Annotated in this window: 14 protein-coding genes; 7 read left to right on the forward strand and 7 right to left on the reverse strand. The window is 49.1% G+C overall.

The genetic code is table 11. From position 1 onward, the window contains the following. Positions 1-32: 32 nt before the first annotated feature. The 4 genes from AB6805_RS24575 to AB6805_RS24590 all read right to left on the reverse strand — a co-directional run bounded on the left by AB6805_RS24575 (position 33) and on the right by AB6805_RS24590 (position 3,476). The gene (locus AB6805_RS24575; protein WP_370912104.1) at positions 33-1,742 is read right to left on the reverse strand and encodes a GMC oxidoreductase; all 1,710 of its coding nucleotides are present in this window, start codon (positions 1,740-1,742) and stop codon (positions 33-35) included. A gap of 11 nt (positions 1,743-1,753) precedes the next feature. Beyond that, a complete protein-coding gene (locus AB6805_RS24580) occupies positions 1,754-2,305 on the reverse strand; it encodes a gluconate 2-dehydrogenase subunit 3 family protein (protein WP_370912105.1) in 552 nt (183 codons plus the stop codon). 156 nt (positions 2,306-2,461) lie between these two features. Next, positions 2,462-2,929 carry a hypothetical protein gene (locus tag AB6805_RS24585; protein ID WP_370912106.1) on the reverse strand — a complete coding sequence of 156 codons (468 nt, stop codon included), beginning with the start codon at positions 2,927-2,929 and terminating at the stop codon, positions 2,462-2,464. A gap of 19 nt (positions 2,930-2,948) precedes the next feature. Continuing rightward, positions 2,949-3,476, reverse strand: coding sequence for a DinB family protein (locus AB6805_RS24590; RefSeq protein WP_370912107.1), 528 nt, complete (start codon positions 3,474-3,476; stop codon positions 2,949-2,951). Positions 3,477-3,564: 88 nt separating this feature from the next. Here AB6805_RS24590 and AB6805_RS24595 point away from each other — a divergent pair, with 88 nt between their 5' ends. The 3 genes from AB6805_RS24595 (at position 3,565) to AB6805_RS24605 (ending at position 7,729) form a co-directional block, all read left to right on the forward strand. Next, on the forward strand, positions 3,565-4,902 hold the full coding sequence (locus AB6805_RS24595) for a putative oxidoreductase C-terminal domain-containing protein (RefSeq protein WP_370912108.1): 1,338 nt from the start codon (positions 3,565-3,567) through the stop codon (positions 4,900-4,902). Between the two features lie 112 nt (positions 4,903-5,014). Continuing rightward, positions 5,015-6,202, forward strand: a complete 1,188-nt coding sequence (locus AB6805_RS24600; RefSeq protein WP_370912109.1) for a M20 family metallopeptidase — start codon at positions 5,015-5,017, stop codon at positions 6,200-6,202. A 423-nt stretch (positions 6,203-6,625) separates the two neighbouring features. After that, complete coding sequence (locus AB6805_RS24605) at positions 6,626-7,729, forward strand: glycosyltransferase family 2 protein (protein WP_370912110.1); 1,104 nt, start codon at positions 6,626-6,628, stop codon at positions 7,727-7,729. Positions 7,730-7,746: 17 nt separating this feature from the next. On the opposite strand, the gene AB6805_RS24610 is transcribed toward AB6805_RS24605, so the two are convergent. After that, on the reverse strand, positions 7,747-8,106 hold the full coding sequence (locus AB6805_RS24610; RefSeq protein ID WP_370912111.1) for a DUF1801 domain-containing protein: 360 nt from the start codon (positions 8,104-8,106) through the stop codon (positions 7,747-7,749). 91 nt (positions 8,107-8,197) lie between these two features. On the opposite strand from AB6805_RS24610, the gene AB6805_RS24615 reads away from it, so the two are divergent. From AB6805_RS24615 to AB6805_RS24625, 3 genes are all read left to right on the forward strand, one after another. Beyond that, positions 8,198-8,953 carry a type 1 glutamine amidotransferase domain-containing protein gene (locus AB6805_RS24615; protein WP_370912112.1) on the forward strand — a complete coding sequence of 252 codons (756 nt, stop codon included), beginning with the start codon at positions 8,198-8,200 and terminating at the stop codon, positions 8,951-8,953. 69 nt (positions 8,954-9,022) lie between these two features. Continuing rightward, positions 9,023-10,030, forward strand: a complete 1,008-nt coding sequence (locus AB6805_RS24620) for an LLM class flavin-dependent oxidoreductase (protein ID WP_370912113.1) — start codon at positions 9,023-9,025, stop codon at positions 10,028-10,030. 164 nt (positions 10,031-10,194) lie between these two features. Further along, positions 10,195-11,265, forward strand: a complete 1,071-nt coding sequence (locus AB6805_RS24625; RefSeq protein ID WP_370912114.1) for a 3-oxoacyl-ACP synthase III family protein — start codon at positions 10,195-10,197, stop codon at positions 11,263-11,265. Here AB6805_RS24625 and AB6805_RS24630 read toward each other — a convergent pair whose 3' ends face one another. Further along, complete coding sequence (locus AB6805_RS24630; RefSeq protein ID WP_370912115.1) at positions 11,266-13,212, reverse strand: PKD domain-containing protein; 1,947 nt, start codon at positions 13,210-13,212, stop codon at positions 11,266-11,268. 159 nt (positions 13,213-13,371) lie between these two features. Here AB6805_RS24630 and rluF point away from each other — a divergent pair, with 159 nt between their 5' ends. Further along, complete coding sequence (gene rluF / locus AB6805_RS24635) at positions 13,372-14,112, forward strand: 23S rRNA pseudouridine(2604) synthase RluF (protein WP_370912116.1); 741 nt, start codon at positions 13,372-13,374, stop codon at positions 14,110-14,112. Positions 14,113-14,155: 43 nt separating this feature from the next. On the opposite strand, the gene AB6805_RS24640 is transcribed toward rluF, so the two are convergent. Beyond that, positions 14,156-16,477, reverse strand: coding sequence for a gliding motility-associated C-terminal domain-containing protein (locus AB6805_RS24640; RefSeq protein ID WP_370912117.1), 2,322 nt, complete (start codon positions 16,475-16,477; stop codon positions 14,156-14,158). Positions 16,478-16,751: the final 274 nt, after the last annotated feature.

Raw genomic sequence — 16,751 nt, forward strand, 5'->3', positions numbered from 1 at the left:
CGCACCCGGTTTTCAAAAAATATCAAACCAGTTTATATCTCTCCCTTCTTCAATTGCTGCACGGCATAATCCACTGCTCTCGCGGTCAGCGCCATATAGGTGAGCGACGGGTTTTGCGTGGAAGTGGAAGTCATGCATGCGCCATCGGTTACAAACACGTTGTTGCATGCGTGCATCTGGTTCCATTTGTTCAGCATGGATGTTTTAGGATCGTTGCCCATACGTACGCCGCCCATTTCGTGAATATCCAGTCCGGGCGCCTGTTTGGAGTCGCCGGTATGTATATTGGTAAAACCTGCTTTGGTAAACATTTCGGTCATCTGTTCAAAGAAATCCTTCAGCATTTTTTCATCATTATCGTCGTAGCCTACGTTGATATTGATTTGCGGGATGCCCCATTCATCTTTCTTTTGGGTGTCCAGCGTAACGGTGCTGATTTCTTTGGGGATGGTTTCGCCCATCATGTGGGAACCAACGTACCAGGGACCTGTTTCGCTGTTAAAGAGCTGGTCTTTCAGTGTTTTGCCAAAGCCGTTGGTATTGGTATGCGAGCCTCTGCCGGTGGAGAAGCCTGCTGCGTAGCCACGCAGGAAATCTGTTTCCTGTTTGTGTACATTACGGAAGCGGGGGAGGTACGCGCTGGTAGGGCTGCGGCCATCGGTGGTAGAGTCTTTGAATCCGTCGTATTGTCCGCTGATATGACCGCGGTAATTATGAAAGGCGAAGTATTTTCCCAGTACGCCGCTATCGTTGCCGAGGCCATTCGGGAAGCGGTGGGAGGTGGAGTTCAGCAGCACCGCGTTGGTATTTACGGCAGCGGCGTTTACGAAAATTACTTTTGCGTAATACTCCATCATTTCTTTGGTGTTGGTATCCACTACCCGTACGCCGGTGGCTTTTCCTTTTTGTTCGTCATAGATGATGGAATGCACTACAGAAAAGGGGCGGAGGGTAAGGTTGCCGGTTTTTTCTGCCCAGGGAATGGTGGAGGAGTTACTGCTGAAGTAGCCGCCAAACGGGCATCCGCGCTGGCAAAGGTCCCTTTTCTGGCATTGTCCCCTGCCCTGGTCCAGGTGAATCTGCTGTGGTTGCGTTAAATGGGCGCAACGGGCGTAGATCACGTGCCTGTCTTTATAATTATCTTTTACAAAGTCCTTAAAATAGTTCTCTACACAGGAAAGCTCCAGTGGTGGAAGGAATTCTCCATCGGGGAGGTTGGGCAGGCCATCTTTGTTTCCGGAGATGCCCACAAATTTTTCCACGTAGCTATACCAGGGGGCAATGTCTTTATAGCGGATAGGCCAATCGGTGGCGAAGCCGTCGCGGGCGGGGCCTTCAAAGTCGAAGTCGCTCCAGCGTTGTGTTTGCCGGGCCCACATCAGTGATTTACCGCCTACCTGGTATCCCCTGATCCAGTCGAACGGTTTGGGTTGACCATAAGGATGGTCGGTATCCTTCACAAAGAAGTGCATGGCATCTTCTTTATAGGCGTAGCAGCGGCTGATTACGGGGTTGGCAGTCTGAATGGCTTCCGGTACCTGGCCGCGGTGGGGAAATTCCCAGGGGAACTGGCTGGTAGTGGGATAGTCTTTTAAGTGTTTCACATCACGGCCTCTTTCCAGCACCAGTGTTTTTAGACCTTTTTCTGTGAATTCTTTTGCTGCCCATCCGCCGCTGATGCCGGAACCAATAACAATGGCATCGAACGTACGGTTTTGCAGGCTGGTATTATCTTTACTCATACAATTAATAGTTAGGCAAGCTTCCGGGTAATGGGTTTCAGCGGTACGCAACCGTGGTATCGTGCGGGTACCAGTTCGTAGATATCTACTTTGGTAAGAAAATATTTAGAGCTGGTATATGCCTCGATGGTAAGGCGTTTGGTAGCGCGGTAAAAAAAAGCGGCATCGTCCTTATCATCTTTAGCGGCCTCAAAGGCACTAAGGAGGGACTCGCGTTGTGCCGGCGTGCTTTCCAGGAACGTATGCCCATTTAATTTCCTGGAGGCCTGTTCAAATGCTTTCATGCCGCTGAGCCATTTTTGCTGGTCTTCTTTTTTATAGCAATCGTCCATCATAATGAGGGTAAAGAGATGGGCGGACAGTTCCTTGGCGCCTGGTGTGGTGGTGGCGGGAATGATTGTTTCCACGAGTTCGGCCAGCATTTTTTCCTGGTCGCCATCTACCGAAATGTTCTTTAATGTTAATGATGTTCTGCTGGTATGTTGTAAACAGGCAGGCAATATGGCCATACCGGCTGAAACATACAGCAGCTGCTTGAGCGCAGCTCTTCTTGTCACTGCCATTGATTGGAATTTATTGTAATAAAACGGGAATTGGTCTGCATTATTTTAAATCTTACACGCTGCAAAATCCTTATTTCCGGCAGTCCGGGCTGGAAATAAGGACTCAATATAAAGGAATCCGGGAGTTTTTACAAGGTTTTGTGGCAACCGGTACGGCTAGTTTCTTTTTTTTATGGCGTCGATGACGGCGCCCACGATCACAAAGGCAAAGCTGCTGAACGGAACGGTTACCAAAGCGGCCATCAGGTATTGCGCGTCTTTGGAGTTCCATGCTTTCGTATAGGAAAAGATATAGAAGACCAGTGGATGTACAATCATGTACAGGAGTACCATCAGGAGGATGATTTTTCCGCTGACGATGGCCTCGTTGGGAGGGGTGGACGACCGGATGAGTATCAAAGCGGGTATTAATATTAAAAGAAAGATGACCGCCAGTACCAGGATGGTGAGCAATTGAACGTGATGATCTGATACGCCGCCCGCGATACGGGCCACCATTTTTTCCACCGGGTAGCCGGGAAGCACTGCCAGCGCCGGCGCTATTACGGTGGCGACCAGCATCAGTGAGATGGCGGTAAACAGGGCCCCGATCACGAGGCCCTTTCTATTCGGATTTATCTTCATAAATACAGGTTACTGACTTTTATTTCACCCCTTTTTCAGGATTCCAGTTGCCACGCAATTTACGGATATAAATAATCTGGCCAATATGATAGGCGTTGTGTGTGTTGATATTGGCGATGGTAGCGTATTGTGATGCGAGTTTTTTTTCATCGGCCTGTTCAATAGCCGTTTCCCAGGCGGTGAGCACACTGTCGATCCGCTTCACGGAAGCTTCCCATTGCGCCGGTGTTGCAGGAGAAAAGGTTTCGTCGTTGTTACCGTTGAAAGCTGACTTTTCTTTCCCTTTGAATTTCTCCAGCAGTTCCAGGTCCCAGAAAATGAGATGGTTTACCAGTTGTGCAATGGAGTGGTTGCCGGAGCTGTCTTTCCAATTGGCCTGTTCGGAAGTAAGTCCTTCTACAGCCGTGTTGGCTGTTACAAACCATTGAGCGTGGGCCTTGTCGTGTGTAGTACGCAGCTGGTCCAGCAGGATGGATTTAATGGTAGCCGTTTGACTGTAGCTGAAAAATGAAATTAACAGGAACGGGAGTACGAAAATAATTCTCATAGCGGGTATATTTGGGTGTTAGATATTTGGTGATGTATCAAATATAATGACTTTGTAATGGAAATGCGGAAACGGAAAAAATAACCGGATGAAGCAAAATATTATCTTTATTTATCCATCTAAAATGCAAACGCCTATGCAGCTGATTGCACTTGATCCTGGTCATTTCCACGCTTCGCTGGTACATCAGCAGATGTACCCGGAAATAGATGACGTGATCCGGGTATATGCACCGGACGGGCCGGAAGTAAAACAATACCTGCAGCGGATAGCTGCCTTTAATGAGCAGGACAGCCCGGCAGTACGCTGGAGAACGGAGGTGTACACTGGTAACGACTATCTGCAGAAGATGCTCCTGTGTGATCGGGGGCATATTGTGGTGCTGGCAGGTAATAACCGTTTGAAGCCTGCTTATATCAGCCATGCCGTGTGTGCCGGTATGCATGTGCTGGCCGACAAACCTATGGCGATTGATGCGGAGGGTTTCGATTCCCTGCAATCATCATTTGTGATGGCTGCTGCGAACAAGGTGCAGTTGTATGATATCATGACAGAACGCCACGACATCCATAACCTGTTACAAAGGGAGCTGTTGCAGTTACCGGAACTGTTTGGAACACTGCAGAAAGGCAGCATCGGGGATCCTGCCGTGATCAGGAAGAGCGTACATCACTTTAAGAAGACGGTAGCAGGGAAAACACTGGTCCGGCCATCCTGGTATATGGATGTAAAGCAGCAGGGTGAAGGGATTACAGATGTGACCACGCACCTGGTAGACCTGGTGCAGTGGACCTGTTTTCCCGGACAGATACTGGATTATAAAAAAGATATTTATATAGATACCGCCATTACCTGGTCCACCGGGATGAGCCTGCCGCAGTACAGCGCCATTACAGGAGAGCAGCAGTTTACGCCTGCCCTGGAAAAGATTGCCGGCGCTGGTGGCCTGCTGGAGGTGTATGCCAATGGGGCCTTCGATTATACCATCTGTGGGGTGCATGCGCGTATTTCCGTTCAGTGGGACTATGAAGCACCTGCAGGTACCGGCGATACCCATTATTCGCTGCTGCGTGGCAGCAAGGCCGAGCTGATGATACTGCAGGACAAGGAACAACAGTACAAACCGGTGTTATATATCCATCCGTTATCAGCAGATACTGCGCAAATGAAAACGGCCTTCCGTACGCTGGAACGAAAGTATCCCGGCATCGGGTTAAAGGAAAGTGCGTATGGCTGGGAAGTGGTGATACCGGAGGAGCTGGTAAAAGGACATGAACGGTTATTTGCAAAAGTGATGCAGCAATTCCTGGTATACGTGAAATCCGGGCAGATGCCGGCCTGGGAAGTGCAGGGGATGCTGGCGAAATATTATACCACCACACAGGCGCTGTTGGTAGCCAGGCGTTTGCGCGCTTCGACCGGATAAAAAATTGTATACTTGAGGGTTATAAGGGGCGAGACGACGGGCGTATCCGAACCTGACTGATGATTTTGTAAAAACGTTCCTGGCGCAGGAGCGTAATAAAAACTACTGCTACATGCTTAAAGAAAGAATCCGGCAATTAGCCAGCGGACTGCTGGAGGAGGCAACGGCCAACCGTCGCCACCTGCATACGAATCCAGAACTTTCCTACCGGGAGTACCAGACGGCGCTTTTTATTGAGGAGAAGCTCCGGGCCCTGGATATTCCATTTGAAAGGATGGCTGATACCGGGATTGTTGCTTTACTGCAGGGAGGGGCAGGGCCATCAGACAAGGTGGTGGCCTTGCGGGCGGATATAGACGCCCTGCCTATCATTGAGCTGAATAATGTGCCTTACCGTTCGCAGAACGAGGGGGTGATGCACGCCTGCGGGCATGATGTGCATACTTCTTCCCTGTTGGGCGTGGCGGGTATCCTGAGCCGGATGAAGGACGAGTTTTCCGGTACGGTGAAGTTTATATTCCAGCCGGCGGAAGAGGTAATCCCCGGCGGGGCCAGTTTGATGATCAAGGCAGGGGTACTGGAAAATCCCCGGCCGCATCATATCCTGGGGCAGCATGTGATGCCGGAGCTGCCGGTGGGCAAGGTGGGCTTCCGTTCCGGGCGCTATATGGCCAGCAATGATGAAATTTCCATTACGGTGAAAGGGAAGGGCGGTCATGGTGCGATGCCGCACCTGGGTATTGACCCGGTGGTGATTGCGTGTCATATGGTGATAGCGCTGCAGCAGATTGTGAGCCGCCGTGCCAACCCGTTGCTGCCATCGGTATTATCTTTTGGTAAAATGCACGCCAACGGGGCCAGTAATGTGATCCCGGATGAAGTGAAGCTGGAGGGTACTTTCCGGTCGCTGGACGAAACCTGGCGTAGTGCGGCCCATGATAAGATTAAAAAGATGGCCATCTCCATAGCAGAAAGTATGGAAGGCTCCTGTGATATTAAAATAGAAAGAGGATATCCTGTGCTGATCAACGAAGATAAACTGACGGCTGCCAGCAAGGCATACGCCGTTGACTACCTGGGTGAAGCGCAGGTGGAGGACCTGGACATCTGGATGGCGGCAGAGGATTTTGCTTCCTATTCACAGGTGGCGGATGCCTGTTTTTACAGGTTGGGGGTACGCAATGAAAACAGGGGTATTGTATCCGGTTTGCATACTGCCACCTTTGATGCCGATGAAAAAGCGCTGGAAACCGGTGCTGGCCTGATGTCTTACCTCGCGCTGAAAACTTTGGGCAACTAATGGAAGCGTTGGGAACACCTTTATTATTTTGTTAACTGCCGGTTAACAACGGCTGATTTGTTGCATTCACGGGCAATAATTATGCGTTCACGAAATAAGGTAGGCAACTAACGGCCATGAATATATCTTTGCATTAGGTTTTTCATAGGATATGGTTAAAATATTAAAGGGGAGGTAGTCTTGCCACCCCTTTTTTTTATGCATACAGCGGAAGTTGTCTTTCTCAGGAGTAAAGTGACTAAGCTGATTGCGGGGATTTTATTTTTTTTGTTTGGGAGATAAATTTACTTCGTTTAGCCCTATACGTTATCAGCATAGTAACCTGCGTATTTATAATAATCCTTCAGCGTAAAATAATGGCTGCAAATATATATTTCATTTGCATTATGAAAGCAAATAAAATGTTATTTATCTTCGCGCCCTATGTTGGCATTTTCAAATTCGATTGATATTATCATTCCTTCTTTCCGGTTGGATGAACAGTATCTGCTACCCCTGATCCATTTGCCGAAACCTGGTGGCTGGAAATTCACCTATTATGTGGTGGTAGACAATCCGCAGGTGCAGCCGGGTAAGGAAATACTCCGTTTATCGGGGGAGGGGGCGATTCACCTGTTTATTAACCCGGAGAACCTGGGTGCTGCGGAAAGCCGGAATAAGGGTATCAATGCAGGCAGTGGCGAGTGGATGTTGTTCCTGGATGATGATATTGTAGCGGAGCAGGATTTACTTTTTCAATACGTGAAGGCGATTGAAGGCCATCGGGAGGCGATTGGATTTATTGGGTTAACAGATTTCCCGGCTCCCATGAATACTTTTACCAGGGCGTTGATGGCGGCAGGGTTAACGACTATTTTTACGATTGCCAACAGGAAGGAAGAATTTATGTGGGGCGTAACGGCAAATATGATGTATAACCGTGCCGCCATGCAGGAGTTACGGTTTTCGTCCGTTTTTCCGAAAAGCGGCGGTGGAGAAGATGTGGATCTGCCGGCGCAGATCTGTTTGCGGAATAATGCACGTTTTATTTGTATAAAAGAAGCAAGGGTAACACATCCCTGGTGGAACGACGGGCAGCCGCACTATAAACGCTTTGAGCGTTACGGCGTAGGCACGGCGTTGTTGTTGCCGCGGTTTAAAAAGTTTACCTGGTATGCGTTTCCTAATCCTGTAGAAGGAATGGTGCTGGCATTGCTTTGCGCGCCTTTATTTTTCCTGTTTCTCAGCTGGCAGAAATGGCTGATCTTTTTAGCGGCTATTCCGTTAATTGACATGGGTATTAATTATATAAGGGCTGCCGGTATGGGTTACCGGGAATTGAAAGTAGCCTATTACATGACCTTGCTGCGGTGCAGTACAGAGTGGGGCATGTTTAAAACCGTGATAGGGCAGGGGAAGCCCGATTATTTTATGAAGCGTATCAATGTTGATTTTACGCGCCCCCGTCATTTCCGTACCAACCGGTGGCGGATCACCAAGCTGGTCATCTATCTTATATTACTGTCGTTATTGATCTTTATAAAATAATTTGTTCCCATCAGCATTTACTTACGGGATTGTTCGTACCAACGAACCATTTTGCCGAGGATATCATTGATCACTTCCATCGGAAGATCTTCTGAGGGGTTGAGCGGGAGGATCTTCATGCGGGCGCGTTTATCCTGTTGCAGCTGGGGATGCGGGATATTTTTACCTTCCACAATGCCGAGATAGGGATGTTTATTTTCTTTCTGGATCCAGAGATAACAGCACATTTTACCATTGTAACAAAAGAAGGGCATGCGGTACTTCCAGGCTTCTGTAATATGGGGATTGTATTGCCGGATATAAGCGCGTAGCGCCAGCAGACAGCCTTTGGCCGGTTCCGGCTGTGATTCATACCAAATGTCGATATCGCGGATCATAATACCCTGAAAGTAGGCAATTGCTAACAGCAGAATGCTTTTTTTGTTATCTTTCTTTTCAAGTTACTGCCTGCACATTAAACATTTTTGAATGAAGAAGGTACTGGTGCCACTACCTGATTATGGTTTCGATCCTACGGAAGCGGCGATACCCTGGTTGCTGCTGACAGCAAAGGGATACGACGTGCAATTTGCCACGCCGGGTGGTTACAGCGGGATGGCGGATCTCCGGGTACTGAGGGGAGAACAGTTGGGTATATGGAAATGGTTGCTGCAGGCGCGTGAGGATGCGGTGATGGCCTATCACCGGATGTCGAACAGTGAATCTTTTTGTACGCCCTTAAAGTATACGCAAATCCGTGCGGAACATTATGACGCCCTTTTACTGCCTGGTGGGCATGACAAGAAAATGAAGGCGTATCTTGAATCTTCCCTGTTACAGGAGGTGGTAGCCCATTTTTTTACGACGCAGAAGCCGGTAGGGGCTATTTGTCATGGTGTAGTGCTGGCTGCACGAAGTAAAGATCCGCGAACAGGGTTATCCGTTTTACATTCCTATAAAACCACGGCCTTACTGGCCAGCCAGGAGCGCATGGCGTATCATCTTACCCGGTGGTGGTTAAAAGACTATTATCTCACCTATCCCGTTACCGTACAGGCGGAAGTGACAGCGGCGCTGGGTGATCCGGCGCAGTTCCTTTCCGGTCCCCTGCCTTTGACCCGGGATGATGCGCGACATCCGGAGCGGGGTTTTACAGTGCGGGACCGGAATTACCTGTCGGCCCGCTGGCCGGGCGATGCGTACCGTTTTTCGGCCGAATTTATCCATATGCTGGAGCATGCTTAACGGGGGGAAGTGCTTACCTAAAGTATATCGCCCCGTTTCCGTGGGCCGCAATGCTGTAAATTTGTACCCATGAATAAGCATGGATTAAGACGGCCGTTGTCGGTTTTGGACCTGGCACCGGTAACAGAAGGAAGTACGCCTGCAGATGCATTCCGGAATAGCCTGCGGCTGGCACAACACGTAGAAAAGTTGGGATATAAGCGTTTCTGGATGGCTGAGCACCACAATATGGTGAGTGTGGCCAGTTCGGCTACGGCTGTATTGCTGGGATATATAGCCGGCGGCACTCATACGATCCGGGTAGGTTCAGGTGGTATTATGCTGCCTAATCATGCGCCGCTGGTAGTGGCCGAGCAGTTTGGCACTCTGGCCTCCCTGTATCCCGACCGGATAGACCTGGGGCTTGGAAGGGCGCCGGGTACCGACCAGGTTACAGCGCGGGCATTGCGCCGCGACCGGCTTGGGGCTGGTCATGATTTCCCTGAGCAGGTACAGGAATTACAACAGTATTTATCGTTCGACAACCATACCAGTGCCGTGAGGGCGATACCTGGCGAGGGACTTGATATCCCGATCTGGATACTGGGTTCCAGCACCGACAGCGCTTACCTGGCTGCCGCAATGGGTTTGCCCTATGCGTTTGCCAGTCATTTTGCACCCGCACAGCTGCATGCAGCGTTAAAAATATACCGGCAGCAATTCAAGCCTTCTGAATTTTTATCGGCTCCTTATACAATGGCGTGTGTGAATGTGATAGCCGCGGATACCGATGCAGAAGCCAACCGGCTGGCTACTTCGTTTTACCAGTTGTTCCTGGGTATTATCCGTGGTAAGCTGCGGAGGCTTGGACCGCCAATAGACAGTATGGAAGGGGTGTGGACGGAATATGAGGCGGCGCATGCACAGCAAATGCTGAGTTGTTCTTTTATTGGCAGTGCTGCTACTGTGCAAACAGGCCTGCAGCGTTTTCTTGAAGAGACGCAGGTAGATGAGCTGATGGCTACCGCTCACATTTACGACCAGGACACACGGCTTCGGTCGTACGAATTGTTGAAGGGAATAGCTGATAATTTATAAGATAAGTAATGAACAAAAATAATAATGGCGCTGTTTTTGACAGCGCCATTTGTGTTTACAGGCTGGTGAGGGGCCGGAAGGGTGTATGCAGGGCAGCTTTTTATTGTATCTTTATGTAATGGGTTGTCAGGTGGCAACTTAAAAAACGATCTATGGTTCAAACAATGCGAACAGTTATAACCGGTACTGGTAGCTTTATTCCTGCCAACAAAAAACTAAATAACGATTTTTTGCAACAGGAATTTTACAGTGACCGGCAGGAGAGAATCCCTTCTGAGGCGGCAGACATTATCCGCAAATTTGAGGAGGTTACGGGGATTTCTGAACGCAGGTATGCAGATGTAGATATGAACGCCACGGAGATGGCGGTAGCAGCGGCAACAGCGGCTATTAAAGATGCGGGAGTGGACCCGGAAACGCTGGATCAGATTATCCTGGCGCATAATTTCGGAAACGTTTTAACAGGCACTATTCAGTCGGATGCGGTGCCATCACTGGCTTCCAGGGTGAAGCAGGCATTGGGCATCCGTAATCCTTCCTGTATACCTTACGATATTTTGTTTGGTTGTCCGGGCTGGATCCAGGGTTTAATCCAGGCGGATGCATTCTTTAAAGCGGGGCTGGCGAAGAGGTGCCTGGTGATAGGTACTGAAACCCTGAGCAGGGTGATTGACCGCTACGACCGTGACAGCATGATTTTCAGCGATGGTGCGGGAGCGGTGATTGTAGAGGCTTTCAAAGACACGGAAGATACCGCGGGGATTATCAGTGCGAGTGCACAGTCGTATGCGATGGACGAGCTCAATTATATTTACATGGGCAAGTCGTATGCACCGGAAGCGGATAACCGTGTCCGTTATATCAAGATGCTGGGTCGCAAAGTGTATGAGTTTGCGCTGAAGCATGTACCGGAAGCGATGAAGGCCTGTTTGGATGCGGGCGGTGTAAACATTACAGATGTAAAAAAGATCTTTATACACCAGGCTAATGAGAAGATGGATATTGCCATCATCAAAGCTTTCTACTTATTATACGGCATTAAAGACATACCGGTGGACATTATGCCTATGAATATCCACGAGTTGGGCAACAGTTCTGTGGCCACGGTTCCAACTTTATTTGATATGGTACGCAAGGGGCATATTGCCAACCAGGCGGTACATGCCGGCGAGGTGATCCTGTTTGCTTCTGTGGGAGCGGGCATGAACATCAATGCGATTTGTTACCGGGTGTAGTTATCGTATAAGCGTTACCGTGCCTTTTCTGCTGAAACGGCGGCCGGTGTAATCCACGCCCTGCACCATCCATATATAGGTGGCTGCGGGCGCGGGGCGCCCCTGCCAGTTGCCGTTCCATCCGCCCGGCAGATCGGCGCTGCGGAATATCTCCTGGCCCCAGCGGTTCCATATACAGAAGAAATCCAGTTTGGGTACGCCCGCGGCGATGACGCGGAAAATATCGTTGCGCCCGTCGTTGTTGGGCGTAAATGCGTTGGGTACATAAAATTCTGGTCCTTCATAAACTTTTACATTCACTTCATCCTGATCCGTGCATCCTTCCGGGGAGGTGAGGGTGAGGCGGTAGGTCTGATCTTTTTGCAGTATGGCAACGGGATTGGGTATATAGGGATCATTGAGGCCGGTGGTGGGCGACCAGGCGTAGCGGATACGCGGATTGAGCCATTCTGCCTGTAGTTGCAGGGGTTGGCCGCTGGCTACGATGGTATCTTTCCCCGCCTGTGCGAATACGGAAGTAACCCTGACAGGCACCTCCACTTCAGGAGAGACGCAACCATCGCTGCTGATGGCGTATAGCCGTAAGGGGTAGTAGCCGGTATCTGCAAAGCGGAAGTTGCCTTGTTGTTGTTGCAGGGTGTTACCATTGCCGAGATCCCAGTGCCACTGGCTGATAGGTGTAGCCGGCGTGAGGTTAACACCTTCAAGGCCGGTGGGAACACCGAGGCATACATCTTCGCCTCTGCCGCTTACCTGCGGGGTGTTGCTGACGAGAATAGATTTGGTAGCGCTGCTGCCGCAGCCCTGCGCCGAGTTAACCGAGAGCTGTATCTGACGGGTACCGGGCGTGGTGTAAGGAGCCGTTGGCTGCTGACCGGCGGAGGTAGTGCCATCGCCCCAGTTCCATTCCCATTTTTGGAGTGTTCCTACGGTAATGGTCGTACGATCTTCCATCTGCATTTTGGCATTGAGGCAAAGAGGATCGGGGCCGAAGTCCACTACCGGGTACGCACCTACGGTGAAGGGGGCTTTTAAGGTATCAGACTGGCAGCCGCTGTTATCTTCAATTACCAGTTTTACTTCATAGTGGCCGGCCGCAGGATAAACGTGAGCAGGTGGCAGGGGAGCGGTGGAAAGGGTTCCATCTCCCAAATCCCACCACCAACGGGTGACGGACCCGAAAGAGCTGGAATTATCCCTGAACTGGATGGGAGTGCCATCGCAGAAGATCTGTTGGGGATTGAAATTAAATTCCGGACGAAGGGCGGCGCAAAATTCCTGTTTATTGCTGCTGCCGCCGGTAGATCCGGCAAAGCCCCAGAACACGCTGGGATCTCCGCTGAAAATATCCTTTACAATGTCTTTGTCGAGTGTAAGGCGCAGCTCATTATCCACGCTTATTTCCATGTGTTGTGCCGTCGCGTCCCACCGGATGCGGAAAAGGTGCCAGTTACAATCTTCAATATTATCGCTGTTGGCGAGTACGGTTACCGGTGCGGTAAGGTTGCCGGCGGGATCGTTGTGGTCCGTAATACCGTTCATTTGTATGGCAATATGATCGTAAGGAGGGTCATTTTCATCCGTGTTCTGCCAGGTATCAATGATGATCCCAAGTGAGGGCGAAATGCCTTTAAAGCCAATGCCCTGGCCGGTAGCGCCGAGATTGGTGCCTTTGGTTTGCAGGATGAAGCCAATGCCATCTGCACCGGTTGCATCTTTACAACCCAGGTTTACATCAAATACATAATTAAACGACTGATTCAGGTTGATCTTATTTTTATTCCATACGGTGCCGCTGGTGGCTGGCTGGTCCGGTGTGAGCACATAGCAATTGCAGGTGCGCTGGGTAGCTGCGCCATTAAGTATATATGGCAGTGGCGTTTGGCCCGTGACCAGGAGACTTTTAAGAAGCAGGAAACCGTTGATCAGGCATAGTATTCTTTTCATGTCAGGAAGCCGGGCAGCGGGACAGATTGCCGGTAACAAGTTACATTCTTAGCGATTAACATCAAAGCAGAATTATTGGGCCGTATTGGATTTACCGCGGTCAAAAGTCAGTCGCCAGGGGTGTATAGTTTGCCCGGTTTTAAGTAATTTGCGCCTGATATGGATATAAGCGTTAACAAATACATCAGTGAAACGGGCTTTTGCAGTCGCCGCGAAGCTGATAAATATATTGAACAGGGGCGTGTGACGATCAACGACAACATCGCCTCCAAAGGCAATCGCGTTAAAGACGGTGACGTGGTAGAAGTAGACGGTGAACCGCTCAAAAAGAAGAAGGCCACTGTGTACATTGCCCTCAACAAGCCCAAAGGGATTACCTGTACCACTGACCTCAAGGATAAAACCAATATCATCGACTACGTGAACTTCCCCTCCCGCATATTCCCGATCGGGCGGCTGGATAAACGTTCTGAAGGACTGATATTCCTCACGAACGACGGCGATATCGTAAATAAAATCCTGAGAGCCGGCAACCAGCATGAGAAAGAATATATCGTTACCGTTGACAAACCCATAGACATTGAGTTCCTCAAAAATATGCGTAACGGCGTGCGCATCCTTGGTGTGATGACGCAGAAATGCTTTGTGCAACAGGAAGGCGCCAACCGGTTCCGGATTATTTTAACACAAGGGCTTAACCGGCAGATACGCCGCATGTGCGAAGCATTGGGATATGATGTAGTGGCGCTGAAGCGGACGCGAATTATGAATATGACGCTGAAAGACCTGGCACAGGGCAGCTGGCGGTATTTTACGAAGGAGGAAGTGAATAACCTGAATGCACTGGTAGCGAATAGTAAGAAGACCGCAGGGAATGACGCAGATGGGATGGATGAGTGATGCTATGGGCATGTTGCATAACACCGCACATCGTTACATGCATTTATCTTAATAACATTACGGTACCCTTCAGGATTTTCTCTTCCCTGTCTATATTCCTGTACCGTATAAAATAAACATATCCGCCAATTGGCTGTGGCGCACCTTTAAAGGTTCCGTCCCACCCCTGCTGGATGCCTGCCGCACAAAATAATTCTTTTCCCCAGCGGTTAAATATCCTGAATTCCAGCAACTCCTGACCGTTTGGTGTTACAAGGCGGAATACATCATTATTCCCGTCATTATTAGGTGAAAATGCATTAGGAACATACAAATCCGGGGAACAGATTTTAGCAATCACGACATCAGAAGTGGTACCGCACTCGTTGCTAATCTGTACTGTATACCGGCCGGGATATCGTATAGTATAGGATGCGTTTGTAGAGCCGTCCTGCCATAAATAGCGTTTGTATCCCAGCGCTGCGGTAATGGTAACCGGGCGGTAATTAAACAGGCAGACATTAGCTCCTAATGAGGTTACCGGCTTATCATTTATTTGCAGATGGGTGGTAACAATGCTGTCGCAACCACTTGCAGAAATAAGCCGGCTTGTATAATCACCCGTCTGCTCTGTTGTTTTTCCGTCGGGAAGTATAAATGACATGCCCTTACAGATGGTATCGTAACGCTCGACGTTAAACACGGGGTTCAGCAATAGCTTAGTAGTAATAACACTATCACATCCTTTATAGGTTTGCAGTGACGACGTGTAACTGCCGGGTGCAGTTACATGCCGGCCATCAGGTAGGAGATAGGATTTCCCTTCGCAAATACGGACATCTTTTGTGATATGATATACCGGGAAAAAAGTCACCCTGGAGTGAATAATACTGTCACAGCCCGTTACTGTTTTCAGGTTGCTCTGGTAAGTACCGTTTGTTTTCACAATGGTGCCATTGGGAAGGGTATAAGTGCTTCCTTCGCATAGCCGGATATCTTCCTCCTCTTCATAGGAATGACCGATGGTGACGGTCTGCTTTTTTTCATCCGTACTGCATCTGCGTGTAACCTTTACTGTTACTGTATAGTCCTTTGAGGTAGCATACGTATGTTTGGGCGCCAGTTCTGTAGAGGAAGTACCGTCTCCGAAATCCCACAAGATCCCCTTTACGTCCGATTCATTCACCAGCCGTAAAGTGGCAGGAGCGTCCATACAACTACCTGTTACAGTGAAATCTGCAGGGTAATAAAAGAAACTGTTTACAAAAGACGGAAATGACATGGCTGTTCTTCTTTGCCCGGAAGGATCCATGTCCATACCGTCTTGCTCATAATTACAACCTACCCCCCGTATTTCCGGTTGATGAATAAGCCCTACATAACGGTAGCCCTGGTCATAACCATTTTCATAAGCCATATAAATTTGTTTGTCCGGTCCCATTTGTAACCCACCCATAGAAAGATTGGGCGGCGCCTGTGCAATGTTAATACGACTGGCATTAACATCAGCCGCCGTCAAATCATATTGCGCCAAAATAGGCTGATTGGAAGCTGTAACATATAACAGCCGGCCACTAGCAGAGTATTCGACTCCAAATGGTGTTAGCCCATCCAGGATGCTGAACGGCCCGGTAAGGACTCCGGTGCTGTTGTTAAATCTGAACAGTTCACCTCTTCCGGGAATTCCCTGCACTTGTGGTCCGATAGTATGTGCAAGTATATCGCCCTGGGGAGAAAACTTGAGATAACCCACACCCTCCCAGCCGCCTTCCCGCACATAGTAGCCCAATGTATACCTCACAGGGGCGGATATTCCAGTCGCCGTCAGCAGGTATATCACGAAGTCAGAACTGTTTTTTTCATGGGTAATAATCCAATAATCTTTTCCATTGCAGTGCCGCGTAGCGGTCATTTTCTCTGTGCTGGCTTCTGTTGGAAGCAGCAGTGTATTTTTACTGGCGGGGATAATATCACCGTTGCCGTTATCCAGTGTCATGTCTACAATAGAATAACGGAATCCCTTAAACTCAGCTGTTGTAAAAAGATAATATTGTTTGGGATGTCCTGGAAAAGGTACCGCCACACCCGATTCAACGCTCGATGGATCGCCCTGCAACCCGGTACCATTTGGCATAATGGCATGATGCGCATTCCACACCACTGAGCCTTCTGTATAGAATAATAAATTTCCCGTAGCACCATCGCAAATAGTAGCGACGCCTTCCCTCGTATAAGTTTGTCCATCTGTTAAAACGCTGGCTGGAGAGGTGTTAAAGTTGATCCCGGCATTGTAGCCAAAATACCACCTGTTAATTTCTTTTTGGGCTTTTAACCCCAACGGCATGCAAAGGCAAACAAACAAACAGGCTGCTACTACTTTCTTCATAAAAGAGACCAACGATTAGAGACAGGGATATTGCTAATATGTTATTATACCGCACCAAGATAATGAGAAAATCCTGAATCTGGTTGTCTGGGTTGACAACTGCGCAGTTGTATGGCCAATTACAGGGGGTAAGCAGGGGGAAATCTCAACCCGGTAGCCGCTAAATATCCCGTTTGTACTTATCGTGTGGTACTAATACCCCTTCAAATGGCTACATCACAGTACTTTATTGTGATATAATTTTTATTTTTAGTGCTTGCCTATATATTTGTGT

The organism is Chitinophaga sp. RCC_12 (assembly GCF_041360695.1).
GTDB lineage: Bacteria > Bacteroidota > Bacteroidia > Chitinophagales > Chitinophagaceae > Chitinophaga.